A 15,347-nucleotide genomic window follows, 5' to 3' on the forward strand; every position below is an offset into this window, starting at 1 on the left:
TTCCCACGTTCTTACTGAACAATAAGGCGCTGTGAGCACCGAGAGCACTGAGGAAGCGATCTTCGAGGGTCAGTCGAACGAGCCGCGCGGAGTCCCGTCGGCCCCACCCGCGGTCACCCCCGCGGCGGCGAACACCGACCTTCCCGACGACCGCTACCTCAACCGCGAGCTGTCCTGGCTCGACTTCAACGCGCGCGTGCTCGCCCTTGCCGAGGACTCGTCGCAGCCGCTGCTGGAGCGGGCGAAGTTCCTGGCGATCTTCGCCGGGAACCTCGACGAGTTCTATATGGTGCGCGTCGCCGGGCTCAAACGCCGCAACGAGACCGGCCTCTCGGTCCGCAGCGCCGACGGGCTCACCCCGCGCGAGCAGCTGGCCTACATCGCCAAGCGCAACCAGGAGTTGGTCGAGCAGCACTCCCGCGCGTTCGAGGACCGGGTGCGCCCGGCGCTGGCCGAGCGCGGCATCAAGATCGCGGGCTGGACCGAGATCACCGAGGACGACCGCAAGCGGCTGTCGACGTACTTCCGCGAGCAGGTGTTCCCGGTGCTGACACCGCTGGCGGTCGACCCCGCGCACCCGTTCCCGTACATCTCCGGCCTTTCACTCAACCTCGCGGTGACGGTGCGCGACCCCGAGGGCGGCACGGAACGGTTCGCGCGCGTCAAGGTGCCCGACAATGTGCCGCGCCTGGTGCCCATCGACCGCAGCGCCGACGAGCAGGTGGCGATCTTCCTGCTGCTGGAGGACTTGATCGCCGCGCACCTGACGATGCTGTTCGCGGGCATGGACGTCACCGAGGTGCACGCCTTCCGGGTCACCCGCAACGCCGACCTCGAAGTCGAGGAGGACCGCGACGAGGACCTGCTGCAGGCGCTGGAGCGGGAGCTGGCGCAGCGCCGGTTCGGCCCGTCGGTGCGCCTGGAGGTCGCCGACGACATGAGCGAGCACATGCTCGAACTGCTGCTGCGCGAGATGGAGGTGAACCCCTACGACGTCGTCGTCGTGCAGGGGATGCTCGATCTGTCGTGCCTGTGGCAGCTCTACAAGGTCGACCGCAAGGAACTCAAGGACCCGGTGTTCGTGCCCGCCACGCACCCGGCCTTCGGCGAGCGGGAGACGCCCAAGAGCATCTTCGCCACGCTGCGCGAGGGCGACGTGCTGGTGCACCACCCGTACGACTCGTTCTCCACCAGCGTGCAGCGCTTCGTCGAGCAGGCGGCCAGCGACCCGTATGTGCTGGCGATCAAGCAGACCCTCTACCGAACCTCGGGCGACTCCCCGATCGTCGACGCGCTGATCGACGCGGCGGAGGCGGGCAAGCAGGTCGTGGCGCTGGTCGAGCTGAAGGCCCGGTTCGACGAGCAGGCCAACATCAAGTGGGCGCGCGCGCTGGAGAAGGCGGGCGTGCACGTGGTGTACGGGCTCGTCGGCCTCAAGACCCACTGCAAGACGTCGCTGGTGGTGCGGCAGGAGGGCTCGACCATCCGCCGCTACTGCCACATCGGCACCGGCAACTACAACCCGAAGACGGCCCGGCTCTACGAGGACGTGGGCCTGCTGACCGCCGAGCCCTCGATCGGCGCCGACCTCACGGACTTGTTCAACGTCCTCACCGGCTACGCGCGCCAGGACACCTACCGCAGCCTCCTGGTCGCCCCCTACGGCGTGCGGCGGGGAATCGTGGAGCGGGTCAACGACGAGATCGAACACCAGCGCGCGGGCAGGCCTGCCGGTATCAAGGTGAAGCTCAACTCCCTGGTGGACGAACAGGTCATCGACTCGCTGTACCGCGCTTCCCAGGCCGGCGTGCCCGTCGACGTCGTGGTGCGCGGGATCTGCGCGCTCAAGCCGGGCATCCCAGGCCTCAGCGAGAACATCCGCGTCCGCTCGATCCTGGGGCGTTTCCTGGAACACTCCAGGGTGTTCGTGTTCACCGGCTCCCAGGAGCACTGGATCGGCAGCGCGGACATGATGCACCGCAACCTCGACCGCCGCGTCGAGGTCCAGGTCCGGGTCACCGACCCCCGCCTCACCGCGCAGCTGGACGACATGTTCGCCTCGGCGCTCGACCCGGCCACCCGGTGCTGGGAGCTGGCCGCCAACGGCGACTGGCAGCCGTCCCCGGTCGGCACCGACTCGGTCCGCGACCACCAGACCGAACTCCTCAAACGCCACCGCGCCCTGGCATAGCCCCGCGATGACGGTCATCAGCGCGGCGGGCGCGGTGCTCTGGCGACAGACGAACTCGATCGAGATCGCGGTCGTCCACCGCCCGCGCTATGACGACTGGACCCTCCCGAAGGGCAAACTCGACAAGGGCGAGTCCATATATATAGCGGCCGTCCGCGAGGTTCTGGAGGAGACGGGCTACCAGGCCGTCCTGAGCCGCTACCTACGTCAGGTGGCATACGAAGTCCAGGGCGCGGCCAAGACGGTCGACTACTTCGCCGCTGAGGCCGTGGCGGGCTCGTTCGTTCCTAATGAGGAAGTGGACGAGCTGCGGTGGCTGGCTCCTTCCGCGGCCGCTCCGCTGTTGACGCACGACCATGACCGGGCGGTGCTCGCATCGTTTCTTGAGTACCCCGTGACGACCACTCTGCTGTTGGTGCGGCACGCGCACGCGGGCAACAAGGCCGAGTGGGATGGTCCGGACGACGAACGGCCGTTGTCTCCGCAGGGGTTGGCTCAGCGTGCTGTGCTTGACGAGTTGCTGCCGTTGTTCGGGCCGACTCAGGTGCACGCCACTCCTAAGGTGCGGTGCTTCGAGACGGTGGCGCCGTTGGCTGATCGGCTGGGGGTGGCGATCGTTCCGGAGCCGGTGATGTCGGAGGCTAGTCATCAGGGGTATCCGGCTTGCGCTGTGACTCGGTTGTTGGAGATCGCTGCTTTGGGTGCTCCGGCGGTGGTGTGTAGTCAGGGTGGGGTGATACCGGACGTGGTTGAGCATTTGGGGAAGGAGTCCGGTATGGAGTTGGGTCTCGTTTCGAGTCGGAAGGGGAGTGTGTGGGTGCTCTCTTTCTTGGCTGGTGTGTTGGTGTCTGCGCACTACATTGACCGGCGCTGAGCTCGTTCGTTCTTCGGGGCTGGGTCGGCACCAGGGGAAATGCAGGGACCTACGGTCCTAAAGAAGCGCAGGGTTGGAGCTCGGGCGGTTGAGCCGCGCCGTTGCGTTGCTCTGGACTTACTTAGGGACAGCAAGCAAAGCCGCAGCCCTGCGCGTGAGCAGCATCGGGTGGAGCTGGGCGATCCGGCTTTGTCTGGGGGGACGACGGCCCTAAGCTGCCTGGCGTGTGGGGTGCCCTATCCGCCACGCTTGTTCCCCACAGGGCCGTCGTAGGGGCCCCAGGCAAAGCCGGATCGCCCAGCTCCACCCGATGGTGCGGACCCAACCAGCCGAGGCCCAGACCCGAACGGCACGCCCGCAAGCACAGCACCAGAAGCGCCCAAAGACCCTGAACACACGCGAGAGCCCCGCACGGGAGAAGCGTGCGGGGCTCTCGCGACTATGCTGGCACGCCAAAAGAGGCGGGCCGGTCTTACTTCTTGACTGCCTTCTTCGGTGCCGGTGCCTTGGCCGTCGCCTTGGGGGTGGCGGGCTTGGCGGCGGTGGCGGTCTTCTTGGTGGCGGTGGCCTTGGCCGCGGCGGGCTTCTTCGCTGCCGTGGTCTTGGCCGCGGCGGGCTTGGCTGCCGCGGTCTTCGCCGCCGCGGCGGGCTTGGCCGCGGTGGCCTTGGCCGCCGTGGTCTTCGCCGCCGTGGTGCGGGTCGTCGCGGGCTTGGCCGCAGCGGCCCTGGTGGTGGTCGCGCGCGTGGTGGTCGCCTTGGGCGCCGCCGTGGTGGCGGGCTTCGCCGCCGCCGCGCGGGTACGGGTGGTCGTGCCGCGGGCCGCGGTCGACCGTGCCGTGGTGGTGCCCGCCGCCGCGCGCGTGGTGCGCGTCGCGGTGGTGGCGCGCGTCGCCGTGGTGCGCGTCGCGGTGGCGCGGGCGGCCGGGGCGGCCGCCGCCGGACGGGTCGCCGCCACCTTCGGCAGCTTCTTCGTCCCGCTCACGACCTCCTTGAACATCGTGCCCGCGCGGAACGCGGGAACGTTGGTCTTCTTCACCTTGACGGTCTCACCGGTGCGCGGGTTGCGCGCGGTACGGGCAGCGCGGGCGCGCTTCTCGAACACTCCGAACCCGGTGATGTTGACCTTCTCGCCCTTGTTGACCGTGCGAACGATCACGTCGACCAGACCGTCGACCGCAGCGCCTGCGGCCTTCTTGTCGCCAAGACGCTCGGTCAACGCCTCGATGAGTTGGGCCTTGTTCACCCTTCAGTCCTCCGTAAGAGACCACACTGCCGTTAACGGCCCAATTCGGCCGACTTCTGGACACCGTATGCCTATAGGCGCGTAATTTCCACGCGACGCGCCCGATTTTTCCTTGCATCGTGCGATGTTCGGCCCTTCAGGGGGTCGATTCGCCGAAAATCGGGTGCGTCGCGCGGTCGGCAGCGGTGGATTGTGGTCTCGCGGATCCCCTTCCGGATAGCCCGCAGCGGAAGGGAATCGGGGGGCGGTCAGCCCGCCGCGATGGGCGTCGTCACCGGCTTCCACTTGGGCCTGGCCTGCTCGAACTCGGTCACAGTGGCCTCGTGGCGCAGGGTCAGGGCGATGTCGTCGAGCCCTTCGAGCAGCCGCCAGCGGGTGTAGTCGTCGACGAAGAAGGGGGCGGTGAAGTCCTTTGCGCGGACGGTCTTCTCCCGAAGGTCCACCGTGACCTCCGTCCCAGGCTCGTTCTCCAGCAGCTTCCACAACAACTCGATATCGGACTGCTCGCACTGGGCGGCCACCAGGCCCGCCTTGCCCGCGTTGCCCCGGAAGATGTCGGCGAACCGGGCGGAGATGACGACCCGGAACCCGTAGTCCGACAGCGCCCAGACCGCGTGCTCACGCGAGGACCCGGTGCCGAAGTCCGGCCCGGCGACCAGCACGCTGCCCGCGCGGAAGGGCTCCTGGTTGAGCACGAACTGCTCGTCGGCCCGCCAGGCCGCGAACAGACCGTCCTCGAACCCGGTGCGGGTCACGCGCTTGAGGTAGACGGCCGGGATGATCTGGTCGGTGTCCACGTTGGACCGGCGCAGCGGCACCCCGACCCCGGTGTGAGTGGTGAACGGCTCCATTTTTCCATCGCCTCAGTTCAGGTCTTCGGTGCTGATGCTCGACCCTGCAAGCAGGTCTTCTGGGGTGGACAGGGTGCCGCGGACCGCCGTGGCGGCCGCGACCAGCGGCGACACCAGGTGGGTGCGCCCGCCCTTGCCCTGCCTGCCCTCGAAGTTGCGGTTCGACGTCGACGCGCTGCGCTCGCCGGGGGCGAGCTGGTCGGGGTTCATGCCAAGGCACATCGAGCACCCGGCCTGCCGCCACTCGGCGCCCGCGTCCAGGAAGACCTTGTGCAGGCCCTCGGACTCGGCCTGGGCGCGCACCCGCATCGAGCCGGGCACCACCAGCATCCGCACGCCCTCGGCGACGTGGTGGCCCGCCAGCACGTCCGCGGCGGCGCGCAGGTCCTCGATCCGGCCGTTGGTGCAGGAACCGAGGAACACGGTGTCGACGTGGATGTCGCGCAGCGGCGTGCCCGGCTCCAGACCCATGTAGGTCAGCGCCTTCTCGGCGGCGACGCGCTCGTTCTCGTCGGCGATGTCGGCCGGGTTCGGGATCGAGGCCGACAGCGGCAGCCCCTGACCCGGGTTGGTGCCCCATGTCACGAACGGCGTGAGCGAAGCGGCATCGATGACGAACTCGGCGTCGAACTCGGCGTCGTCGTCGGTGCGCAGCTGCTCCCACGCGGCCACCGCGTCGGCCCAGTCCTCCTCGGCGGGCGCGTGCGGACGGCCCTTGAGGTAGTCGAAGGTGGTCTGGTCCGGGGCGATCATGCCCGCGCGCGCACCAGCCTCGATGGACATGTTGCACACCGTCATCCGGGCTTCCATCGACAGCTTCTCGATGGCCTCGCCGCGGTACTCCAGGACATAGCCCTGGCCACCGCCGGTGCCGATCTCGGCGATGACGGCGAGGATGACGTCCTTGGCGGTCACGCCGGGGCGCAGCTCGCCGGTGACGGTGATCGCCATCGTCTTGAAAGGACTCAGCGGCAGGGTCTGGGTGGCGAGCACATGCTCGACCTCGGAAGTGCCGATACCGAACGCCAAGGCGCCGAACGCGCCGTGGGTGGAGGTGTGACTGTCGCCGCACACCACCGTCATTCCGGGCTGGGTGAGCCCGAGCTGCGGCCCGACCACGTGCACGATGCCCTGTTCCACATCGCCCATCGGGTGCAGCCGCACGCCGAACTCCGCGCAGTTGCGGCGCAGCGTCTCGACCTGCGTGCGCGAGACGGGATCGGCGATCGGGAGGTCGATCCCAATAGTTGGTACGTTGTGGTCCTCGGTCGCGATGGTCAGATCGGGCCTGCGCACCGGTCGACCCGCGAGCCGCAGCCCGTCGAACGCTTGCGGACTGGTCACCTCGTGCAAGAGGTGCAGGTCGATGTAGAGCAGGTCAGGTTCGGCGCCGCTGCCGCGACGCACCACGTGCTGGTCCCAAACCTTCTCGGCGAGCGTCTTAGGCATCGCTCATCACCATCAGCTTCCCACAGACTGGACATCCCATATAACGGGAACGTAGTATCGAGTTGTGGGACAGCATAGCGGCATCGGCGTTCTGGACAAGGCAATGGCGGTTCTGGAGGCCGTGGCCAAGGAACCTTGCGGGCTGGCGGAGCTGTGCACCAAGACCGGACTGCCACGGGCAACCGCCCATCGCCTGGCGGTCGGTCTGGAGGTGCACCGCCTGCTGCGCCGGGGTTCCGACGGCCGCTGGCGGCCGGGTGCGGCCCTTGGCGAACTCGCGGGCGGGGCGACCGATCCCCTGCTCGACGCGGCGACCGCGGTGCTGCCCAGACTGCGGGACCGCACCGGCGAGAGCGTCCAGCTCTATCGCCGCGACGGCCTGCACCGCATCTGCGTGTGCTCGGCCGAACCGCCGTCGGGCTTACGGGACACGGTTCCGGTGGGCGCACGCCTGCCGATGACGGCGGGCTCGGGGGCCAAAGTGCTCGCGGCGTGGGCCGACCCGGCCACTCAGCGCAGTCTGCTGGCCGACGCGGTGTTCGGCGAGCGGGCCCTGCTGGAGGTCCGACGCCGCGGCTGGGCGCAGAGCGTGGCCGAGCGAGAGCCAGGCGTGGCCTCGGTTTCCGCGCCGGTCCGCGACGCGTCCGGCACGGTGGTGGCCGCGGTCTCGGTGTCCGGCCCGATCGACCGGATGGGCAGGCGCCCCGGCGCCCGCTGGGCCGCCGACCTGCTCGCCGCGGCCGACGCGCTGCAGAACCGGCTCTGATTACTTGGGCGCTGTCCTGTGAGTCCGGTACGCGGGATCCGTGATCCGAGTGGTTCCTGGGTGTGCGGGCGGGAAGCCGCTCGTACTGGGTGTACTTGGGCTTTTCGCCCGCGCGGCCAGGGGCCACTCGGGCGCGAATAGTGCGTGCCGGACTTGCAGGACAGCGCCAAATCGTTAACGGGTCTGAGTAGTGCTACGGATCACTTCCCGGTCGTAGCGGTGGATTCTTTGCCCATGTCCGCCGATACGACCGCACTCCTGCGCCTCGCGGGAGAGATAGACGACCTCGGGCGCCGACTCGGCGCGGTTGGTGCCGAATTACGCGCGATGCAGGCTTCGACCTCCACCGCTGCTGCCGCTGAGCCCGCATCCCCGGCTCAGCCCGCGTTCCCCGCGTTCCCGGCGGGCCAGAACCCTTGGGTCCAAGCGCCGCAGCCGCAGCCGCAGCCGCCGCCGTGGCCACCGGCCGGTCCGACCGGCCAACCGCAATGGGCGCCTTCCGCAGTCCCGCCGCCGGTTCCACGGCGGTCGCTGGGTGAGGTTCTCAGTGCGGACGGTGCGGGCAGCAGGCTTCTCGCGTGGGTCGGCGGCGCGGTCACGCTGCTGGGCGTTGTCCTTCTCCTTGTCCTGGCGGTGCAGCGCGGCTGGTTGGGACCGCTGCCACGCGTCCTGGTCGGCGCGGCGTTCGGGCTCGGGCTCGTGGGCACCGGCCTCTGGCTGCACCGGACGCCCGCCGCCCGCACTGGTGCGTTCGCCCTCGCCGCGACCGGGATCGCGGTGCTGTACCTGGACACGATCGCCGCGAGCACGCTCTACGGATTCCTCCCGGTCGTGGTGGGACTCACAGTCGCGCTCGGGATCGCCGTGGGCGGTCTGGTCCTGGCGGTGCGGTGGGACTCCGCGCTATTGGGCGCCGCGGTCGTGCTGGGATGCGCGGTCTGCGCGCCGATGATCACCGACGGGTTCACCCCGACGCTCGTGGTGTTCCTGCTCGTGGTGCAGGTCGCCACCGCCGTCGTGCGGCGCGGCTGGCCGAAGGTGGCACTCGGGGCCGGTGTGCCGCCGCGGCTGGCGTCGATGGTGAGCACGCTGGTGCTGCTGTCGCCCGGTTCGTTGGAGAACACGGCCGCCGCGGTGGCCACCGGTGTGGTCGGTGTCGCACTGGCGCTGTGGGAGCTGTACCGGCGGCCCACCGATGCGGCGTCGCTCACGCTGTTGGGCACCGCGGTCATCCCGACGCTCCTCGCCGCCCTGTTCCTGCCGAAGGCTCAGGCCGTCGGCGTGGTCGCCGCGACGGCGGTGGTGCTCATCGCGGTCGCCGTCGCGCTCGGCCGACACCGCGGTCTGGCCAGTGCGGTCGCCGCGGTCGCGGGTCTGGTCGCGCTACTGCAGGCCACCGTCACCCAGTTCGACGGTTCCGCCCGGACCGCCGTGCTGCTCGGCGAAGCCCTGGTGCTGACGCTGATCGCGCACCGCATCCGGCACCGGGTCGCGCTGTACGCCGCGCTCGGCTTCGGCGTCCTTGGCACCGCGATCGCGTGGGTCAAGGACCTGCCGCCCACGCTGCTGGCCGAGTTCACCCGGCAGGCCAACGGCTTCCTCGTCAGTGCCCTCATCGTCGCGGCGCTCATCCTCGCGATCGCGATCCTGTTGCCGTGGGCGGCCACCCGCCAGGGCGCGCTCACCTCGCCGTCGAACAACCTGGCGCCGTGGCTGTTCGCGGGCGCCGCTGTCCTTTATGGCGCCGCGGGGCTGGTGCTGTCGCTGGCGATGCTCTCGATCCCCGGCCGGACCGGCTTCCTCGTCGGCCACGTCCTGATCACTGTGTCATGGACGCTCGCCGCCCTGGCACTGCTGGTGCGCGGCATCGACTCCGTCGCGCTGCGCGTGGTCGGGCTGACGCTGGTCGGCGCCGCGGTGGTGAAACTGGTGCTGTTCGACCTGTCGGCGCTCGACGGGATGGCCAGGGTCGCGGTCTTCCTTGGCGCCGGTCTGGTGCTGCTGACCGCCGGAACCCGCTACGCCCGCCTGGTCGCGAACCGAACGGCCGCCGACTGACCGGCTTCGGTCTATTTCGGACACCACGGCAGGCGACCGGCGGTTCCGCACGATCGGATGGCGCATGTACCTAGGACGGGTGACATCGCGGCGTGCCACGCCGGGTGGGTGGGGTGTCGTTGGGCACCGTCGTCCCGGCGTCACCCCCTCTCAAGAAATGGGTACATCGTGTTCAAGAAGATCGCTACCGTCGTCGCCGCGACCGGCGCTGCGCTGCTCGCCGGCCTGGCCACCGCGGGCACCGCCGCCGCCACGCCCCCGCACCACCCGGGTTCGGACCACCACCACGGCGACTACACCATCAGCATCCTCGGCAACTCCTGCGTCGCCCCGTGGCAGTGGAACGGCCCGATCGAGGCAGGCACTGTCGGACACGGTGCGGGCTACGCCGCGTGCAACGGCAACTCGACCAACTCCAACGACTCACACGGCTACACGCTGAGCGTCCTCGACAACGCCTGCGTCGCGCCGTGGCAGTGGAACGGCCCGATCGAGACGCTGACCGCCGGTCACTGGGTCGAGTACGCCGCCTGCAACGACAACAGCGCGAACGGCTGATCCAAGCCCCACGATTCTCGCCCCCGGTGCCCACGAGGCACCGGGGGCGAGTTCGTCTCTGGGCAAAAGCCAGCCTTGCGCTGCGGTTGCGGGGTGCTCGATAGAAACCAACGAGACGTGTTCGGGAGGTGGTGGCCCCCGCGCCACCCAGGGAGGGAGGCGTTGGCATTGCCTGGAACCGCTGTGGCCTTGGCCGAGACCCACATTGTCCGAATCGACCCGCGGACGCGCCCGCTGTCGCTGATCTCGGGCCCGGTGGTGTCGCTGACCATCGCCCGGCTGAAGGTCCATGGCTCGCCCCGCAGCCTCGGCCTGGACGCCGACCATGTCCACACCCTCGCCGAGTCCCTCGACGCGCTGCCGCCGATCGTGGTGCACCGCGGGTCCATGCGGGTGATCGACGGGGCGCACCGGGTGCGGGCGGCGCAGTCGCTCGGCCGCACCGAGATCGCCGCGCGGTTCTTCGACGGTGACGACGCCGACGCGTTCGTGCTGGCTGTGCGCTCCAACGTCACCCACGGCCTGCCGCTGTCGCTGGCCGACCGCAAGGCCGCGGCGACCGACATCCTGGAGTCGCACCCGCAATGGTCGGACCGGATGATCGCGCGGGTCACCGGACTGTCCCCGAAGACCGTGGCCCGGTGCCGGGGCTGCGCGCCCGAGCAGCGCATCGGCCAGGACGGGCGGGTGCGGCCCACCAACAGCCTGGAGAAACGCCGGATCGCCCGCGACCTGATGCGCGACGACCCGACCCTGTCGCTGCGCCAGGTCGCGCGCTCCGCGGGCATCTCCCCGGAGACCGTCCGCGCGGTGCGCACCCGGATGCTGCGCGGCGAGGACCCGGTCCGGCTGGCCCGCGCCGAACCCACGCCCGCGCCGGTCCCCGAGCAGCCGCAGCCGGACTGGCCGTCGGTGCTGCACCGGCTGCGCACCGACCCGTCGATCCGCTTCACCGAGAACGGGCGCGCGCTGCTGCGGCTGATGGACGCGCACGCGGTGAACAACGGCCGCCTGGACACCATCGCCGAGAACGTCCCACCGCACTGCAGGCAGCTCATCGCGCAGGTGGCCGTCGAGTTCGCCCAGGCGTGGCACCGCTTCGCCGAGCAACTCGAGCGCGTCCCCGTGACCCAGTGATGGAGAAGACGACAGTGGTAGGCATTCCCACGATCGCGCCGTATTCGATGCCCGCGTCCGCCGAGTTGCCCGGCAACACCGCGAACTGGGTGACCGACCCCAGCCGCGCGGTGCTGCTTATCCACGACATGCAGCGCTTCTTCCTGCGGCCCCTGCCCGACAGCGTGCGGGAGCCCCTGGTGGCGAACACCGCCGCACTGCGCGAGCGCTGTCGTGAACTGGGTGTTCCCGTCGGGTACACCGCGCAGCCGGGCGGGATGACCGACGAGCAGCGGGGCCTGCTGAAGGACTTCTGGGGGCCGGGGATGCGGGTGGACCCGGCCGACCGGGAGATGGTGGAGCCGCTGACCCCGGACCCGGCGGACTGGGTGTTCACCAAGTGGCGCTACAGCGCTTTCTTCCGGTCCGACCTGCTGGAGCGGATGCGCGGACTCGGCCGAGACCAGCTGATCATCTGCGGGGTCTACGCCCATGTCGGTGTCCTGATGAGCGCGGTCGAGGCGTTCACCAACGACATCGAGACCTTCGTGGTGGCCGACGCGGTCGCCGACTTCTCCGCCGACCACCACCGGCTCGCCATCGAGTACGCGGCCCAGCGCTGCGCGGTCGTGGTCACCGCCGACGAGGTCTTCCCGTGAGTCCCCTGGCGAAGGTGCTGTCGGCGGACCCGCCACCGTTCGCCCTGCTGCGTCGCTCCCCCGGCCAGGTCGACGTGCTGATCGGCGAGGTGTCGACGCCGCCGACCCTGGCCGACGTGCCGCTCGGGCCGGAGGTGCTGGTGGTCGTCCCGTACCGGCAGATCGCCGAACGCGGCTTCGACACCGTCGATGACGGCGCCCCGCTCATCGCCCTGCGGGTGACCGAGCGGGCAACGGTGGCGCTGGCCGACGTGCTGGGCGCGGTGGCGAACCGGCCGATCCGGCTGGTGGACGGCCACTTCGACGTGTCGGACGAGGACTACGCGGCGACCGTGCGCGCGATCATCGATGACGAGATCGGCCACGGCGCGGGATCGAACTTCGTGCTCAAGCGGTCTTATGTCGCCGACATCGCCGACTACGGCCCGGCGGCCGCGCTGACCTTCTTCCGCAGGCTGTGTGAGCGGGAGGTGGGCGCGCACTGGACTTTCGTGGTGCACACCGGCGACCGCGCGTTCGTCGGCGCCAGCCCGGAGCGCCATGTCAGCCTGCGTGACGGCGTCGCGGTGATGAACCCGATCAGCGGCACCTACCGCTACCCGCCGACCGGCCCGACGCTGGCCGGGATGGTCGACTTCCTCGACGACGCCAAGGAACGCGACGAACTGCGCATGGTGGTCGACGAGGAACTGAAGATGATGGCCCGCATCTGCCGCACCAGCGGGCGCGTCGTCGGCCCGTATCTCAAGGAGATGGCCCGGCTGGCGCACACGGAGTACTTCATCGAGGGCCACACCGACCGGGACCCACGCGAGATCCTGCGGGAGACGATGTTCGCGCCGACGGTGACCGGCAGCCCCTTGGAGAGCGCGTGCCGGGTGATCGCCCGGTATGAGCCGGAGGGCCGCGGGTACTACAGCGGGGTCGCCGCGCTCATCGGGCACGACGAAGGTGGGCGGCCCACCATGGACTCGGCGATCATGATCCGCACAGCGGACATCGACGCTGGAGGGCGGATGCGGATCGCGGTGGGCGCCACGGTGGTGCGGCACTCGGATCCGGCGTCGGAGGTGGCCGAGACCAGGGCGAAGGCGGCCGGACTGCTGTCGGCGCTGGACGCCGAGCGGCCCGTGCTGAGCGAACATCCGCGCGTGCTGGCCATGCTCGCGGGACGCAACGTCGGGCTGTCCGGCTTCTGGCTGGCCGGTTCCCCGGCGCGGGCGGCGGTGGCGGGGCTGGCGGGTGTGCGGGTGCTTGTGGTCGACGCGGAGGACACGTTCACCGCGATGATCGCCCACCAACTCGGCTCGCTGGGTCTGGACGTGACGGTGCGCCGTTTCGACGACCCCTACAAGGTCGACGAGTACGAGTTGGTGGTGATGGGACCGGGTCCAGGGGATCCGCGGGACACCGGCCACCACCGCATCGCGCACCTGCACTCGACGATCAGCGGGCTGTTGGAGCGGCGGCGGCCGTTTCTTGCGGTGTGCCTGAGTCATCAGGTGCTGTGCGGCCTGCTCGGGCTCGTGCTGCGCCGCTGTGAGCAGTCCAACCAGGGCAGACAGCGCGAGATCGACCTGTTCGGCGCGACCGAGTTGGTCGGGTTCTACAACTCCTTCGCCGCGCACAGCGACGAGGACAAGATCGACCCAGCCGACATCGGGCTGGTCGAGATCAGCCACGACGTCGACAGCGGGGAGGTCCACGCGCTGCGCGGACCGTTCTTCGCCTCGATGCAGTTCCACGCCGAGTCCGTCCTCACCGAGGACGGGCCGCGGATCCTTGCCGCGCGGATCAGAGAGGTGTTGGGCAGATGAAGGCCTCGGTCACCTGGTGGGACCTGACCGACTCGTCCCAGACGATCGACTCGCTGCGGGAGTACCTGCGCGACGAGGGGGTCTCGCCGTGGACCTCGGTGCGGGGGCTGCGGCTGAAGTTCTGGGTGTCGGACCGGGTGGGCAACCGGTGGGGCGCGGTGATGCTGTGGGAATCCGACGACTTCCTCGACCAGCCGCTGCCGCCGCACCGGGCGATGGAGCTGATCGGGTACGCGCCAACCGAGCGGGTTCGGTTCGAGGTGGAGGCCACGGTGGAGGGCGTGTTCGCGGTGGCCGGTCTGGCCGGGGTGGGTTTGGCGTTCGAGGAGGAGAAATGACGGATCCGATCGCACTGGTGAAGGCGTGGTTCGAGGACGCGGTCGACACGGGCGTGCGTGAGCCCGGCGTCCTCGCCCTGGCCACCGCGGACGCGGCCGGGCGGACGACCAACCGGATCGTGCAGACGATCCGGATCACCGAGGAGGGCCTGGTCTTCACCAGCCACGCGGGCAGCCAGAAGGGCCGCGACATCGCGGCGACCGGGTGGGCGTCCGGGGTCCTGTACTGGCGCGAGTCGGGTCGGCAGGTGATCCTCACCGGGCCGGTGGCCCCACTGTCGGCGGAGATCTCCGACGCGATGTGGAAGGCCCGGCCGCCCGCCACCCACCCGATGTCGGTGGCCTCCGTGCAGAGTTCGCCCCTTGAGGACGAAGAAGCGCTGCGCAAGGAGGCCCGCCGACTCGCGGAGAGCGGCCAGACCTTCGACCGGCCCGCCGAATGGCTCGGATATCTGCTTTCGCCGACCACTGTTGAATTCTGGCAAGCCGATCCGGAGCGACTGCACCGGCGGGTCCAGTATTCACTGGTCGACGGGAATTGGGTTTCCCAGCGGCTACAGCCGTAAAGTTCCCTCGGCGACGACGACGACCGAACCGGCGACCTCGACTCGCTCGATCCGCTGGGCGTTTCCGATGGCCGTCGCGTACATCGCCGAGCGTCGGCCCATTTCCACGCCTTGCAGGATTTCGATTTCCTCGCCCCACTCGGCCAGTCCGTGTCGGGCGAGGTGGATGGCCAGGGGGCCCGCCGCCGATCCGGTGGCGGCGTCCTCGGCCACGCCGTAGGCGGGCGAGAACATCCGCATCCGCCAGTTCGCCCCCGCACCGGCGAAGCAGTTGGCGGCCACGTCGACGTGCGCGGCCAGCGCGCGCTGGTCTGGCGTCAGCGCGGACAGTGCGTCGATGGTGGGCAGTCCGATGTAGACATGTCGGGGGCCGTTGCGGTAGACCTCCACCGGCAGGGTCGAGGTCGCCAATCCCAAGGCCGCCAACAAGTGTTCGGTCTGCGGATAAGGCTCCCAGGTGGGGACTGGTTGACGCATGCGCGCCGCCGTCACCCGGCCGCCCGCGCGGTGGTAGTCGAAGGGGATCGTGCCCATGGCGGTCTCCATCGCCAACCCAGGGCCCGACCGCGTCTGGCCCAGTACCACCGCCGTCCCCAGAGTCGGGTGGCCCGCGAACGGCAGCTCGTTGACCGGAGTGAAGATCCGGACCCGGACGTCGCCGCCATTGGTCGGGGGGAGCACGAAAGTGGTCTCGGAGAGGTTCATCTCCCGAGCGATGCACTGCATTCGGTCGGTTTCCAGACCGCGGGCGTCGAGGAACACGGCGACTGGGTTTCCCTGGAGGGCGACGTCGGTGAAAACGTCGGCGATCGCGTATTCGTACATGCTTGGGAATTTACTGAATTCGGCGCGCGTCCAACC

General features: G+C 69.8%; 14 protein-coding genes. 10 read left to right on the forward strand and 4 right to left on the reverse strand.

Going from position 1 to position 15,347, the window contains the following annotated elements:
• Nucleotides 1-31 precede the first annotated feature (31 nt).
• Together BN1701_RS17415 and BN1701_RS17420 are read left to right on the forward strand one after the other, a co-directional pair.
• The gene (locus tag BN1701_RS17415; protein WP_054050170.1) at nucleotides 32-2,191 is read left to right on the forward strand and encodes an RNA degradosome polyphosphate kinase; all 2,160 of its coding nucleotides are present in this window, start codon (nucleotides 32-34) and stop codon (nucleotides 2,189-2,191) included.
• Between the two features lie 7 nt (nucleotides 2,192-2,198).
• A complete protein-coding gene (locus tag BN1701_RS17420; protein ID WP_157368042.1) occupies nucleotides 2,199-3,065 on the forward strand; it encodes an NUDIX domain-containing protein in 867 nt (288 codons plus the stop codon).
• 472 nt (nucleotides 3,066-3,537) lie between these two features.
• On the opposite strand, the gene BN1701_RS17425 is transcribed toward BN1701_RS17420, so the two are convergent.
• The 3 genes from BN1701_RS17425 to leuC form a co-directional block, all read right to left on the reverse strand.
• Nucleotides 3,538-4,308: an HU family DNA-binding protein gene (locus BN1701_RS17425; RefSeq protein WP_054050172.1), complete on the reverse strand. Its 771-nt coding sequence runs from the start codon at nucleotides 4,306-4,308 to the stop codon at nucleotides 3,538-3,540.
• A 248-nt stretch (nucleotides 4,309-4,556) separates the two neighbouring features.
• Complete coding sequence (gene leuD, locus BN1701_RS17430) at nucleotides 4,557-5,159, reverse strand: 3-isopropylmalate dehydratase small subunit (protein WP_054050174.1); 603 nt, start codon at nucleotides 5,157-5,159, stop codon at nucleotides 4,557-4,559.
• Between the two features lie 12 nt (nucleotides 5,160-5,171).
• On the reverse strand, nucleotides 5,172-6,608 hold the full coding sequence (gene leuC / locus BN1701_RS17435) for a 3-isopropylmalate dehydratase large subunit (protein ID WP_054050175.1): 1,437 nt from the start codon (nucleotides 6,606-6,608) through the stop codon (nucleotides 5,172-5,174).
• Between the two features lie 64 nt (nucleotides 6,609-6,672).
• Here leuC and BN1701_RS17440 point away from each other — a divergent pair, with 64 nt between their 5' ends.
• From BN1701_RS17440 to BN1701_RS17475, 8 genes are all read left to right on the forward strand, one after another.
• On the forward strand, nucleotides 6,673-7,374 hold the full coding sequence (locus BN1701_RS17440; protein ID WP_197672108.1) for an IclR family transcriptional regulator: 702 nt from the start codon (nucleotides 6,673-6,675) through the stop codon (nucleotides 7,372-7,374).
• 234 nt (nucleotides 7,375-7,608) lie between these two features.
• A complete protein-coding gene (locus tag BN1701_RS17445) occupies nucleotides 7,609-9,432 on the forward strand; it encodes a DUF2339 domain-containing protein (RefSeq protein WP_054050179.1) in 1,824 nt (607 codons plus the stop codon).
• Nucleotides 9,433-9,600: 168 nt separating this feature from the next.
• A complete protein-coding gene (locus tag BN1701_RS17450) occupies nucleotides 9,601-9,990 on the forward strand; it encodes a hypothetical protein (protein WP_054050181.1) in 390 nt (129 codons plus the stop codon).
• 162 nt (nucleotides 9,991-10,152) lie between these two features.
• Nucleotides 10,153-11,127 (forward strand): ParB N-terminal domain-containing protein, encoded by a 975-nt coding sequence (locus tag BN1701_RS17455; RefSeq protein ID WP_231949629.1) that lies wholly within the window; start codon nucleotides 10,153-10,155, stop codon nucleotides 11,125-11,127.
• On the forward strand, nucleotides 11,127-11,765 hold the full coding sequence (locus BN1701_RS17460; RefSeq protein ID WP_304439920.1) for an isochorismatase family protein: 639 nt from the start codon (nucleotides 11,127-11,129) through the stop codon (nucleotides 11,763-11,765). Before BN1701_RS17455 ends, BN1701_RS17460 begins: the two co-directional genes overlap by 1 nt.
• A complete protein-coding gene (locus tag BN1701_RS17465; RefSeq protein WP_054050183.1) occupies nucleotides 11,762-13,582 on the forward strand; it encodes an anthranilate synthase family protein in 1,821 nt (606 codons plus the stop codon). Before BN1701_RS17460 ends, BN1701_RS17465 begins: the two co-directional genes overlap by 4 nt.
• Nucleotides 13,579-13,920 (forward strand): hypothetical protein, encoded by a 342-nt coding sequence (locus BN1701_RS17470; RefSeq protein WP_054050185.1) that lies wholly within the window; start codon nucleotides 13,579-13,581, stop codon nucleotides 13,918-13,920. Before BN1701_RS17465 ends, BN1701_RS17470 begins: the two co-directional genes overlap by 4 nt.
• The gene (locus BN1701_RS17475; RefSeq protein ID WP_054050186.1) at nucleotides 13,917-14,486 is read left to right on the forward strand and encodes a pyridoxal 5'-phosphate synthase; all 570 of its coding nucleotides are present in this window, start codon (nucleotides 13,917-13,919) and stop codon (nucleotides 14,484-14,486) included. The genes BN1701_RS17470 and BN1701_RS17475 overlap by 4 nt, the downstream gene beginning before the upstream one ends.
• On the opposite strand, the gene BN1701_RS17480 is transcribed toward BN1701_RS17475, so the two are convergent.
• On the reverse strand, nucleotides 14,475-15,311 hold the full coding sequence (locus BN1701_RS17480; RefSeq protein ID WP_054050188.1) for a PhzF family phenazine biosynthesis protein: 837 nt from the start codon (nucleotides 15,309-15,311) through the stop codon (nucleotides 14,475-14,477). The genes BN1701_RS17475 and BN1701_RS17480 overlap by 12 nt on opposite strands.
• Nucleotides 15,312-15,347 lie beyond the last annotated feature (36 nt).

It is taken from the genome of Alloactinosynnema sp. L-07, assembly GCF_900070365.1.
GTDB lineage: Bacteria > Actinomycetota > Actinomycetes > Mycobacteriales > Pseudonocardiaceae > Actinokineospora.

Coding starts and splice junctions, on each gene's coding strand:
- BN1701_RS17420 (WP_157368042.1), top strand. CDS start 2,199: ATGACGGTCATCAGCGCGGCGGGCGCGGTGCTCTGGCGACAGACGAAC.
- leuD (WP_054050174.1), bottom strand. CDS start 5,159: ATGGAGCCGTTCACCACTCACACCGGGGTCGGGGTGCCGCTGCGCCGG.
- leuC (WP_054050175.1), bottom strand. CDS start 6,608: ATGCCTAAGACGCTCGCCGAGAAGGTTTGGGACCAGCACGTGGTGCGT.
- BN1701_RS17445 (WP_054050179.1), top strand. CDS start 7,609: ATGTCCGCCGATACGACCGCACTCCTGCGCCTCGCGGGAGAGATAGAC.
- BN1701_RS17460 (WP_304439920.1), top strand. CDS start 11,127: ATGGAGAAGACGACAGTGGTAGGCATTCCCACGATCGCGCCGTATTCG.
- BN1701_RS17470 (WP_054050185.1), top strand. CDS start 13,579: ATGAAGGCCTCGGTCACCTGGTGGGACCTGACCGACTCGTCCCAGACG.
- BN1701_RS17475 (WP_054050186.1), top strand. CDS start 13,917: ATGACGGATCCGATCGCACTGGTGAAGGCGTGGTTCGAGGACGCGGTC.
- BN1701_RS17480 (WP_054050188.1), bottom strand. CDS start 15,311: ATGTACGAATACGCGATCGCCGACGTTTTCACCGACGTCGCCCTCCAG.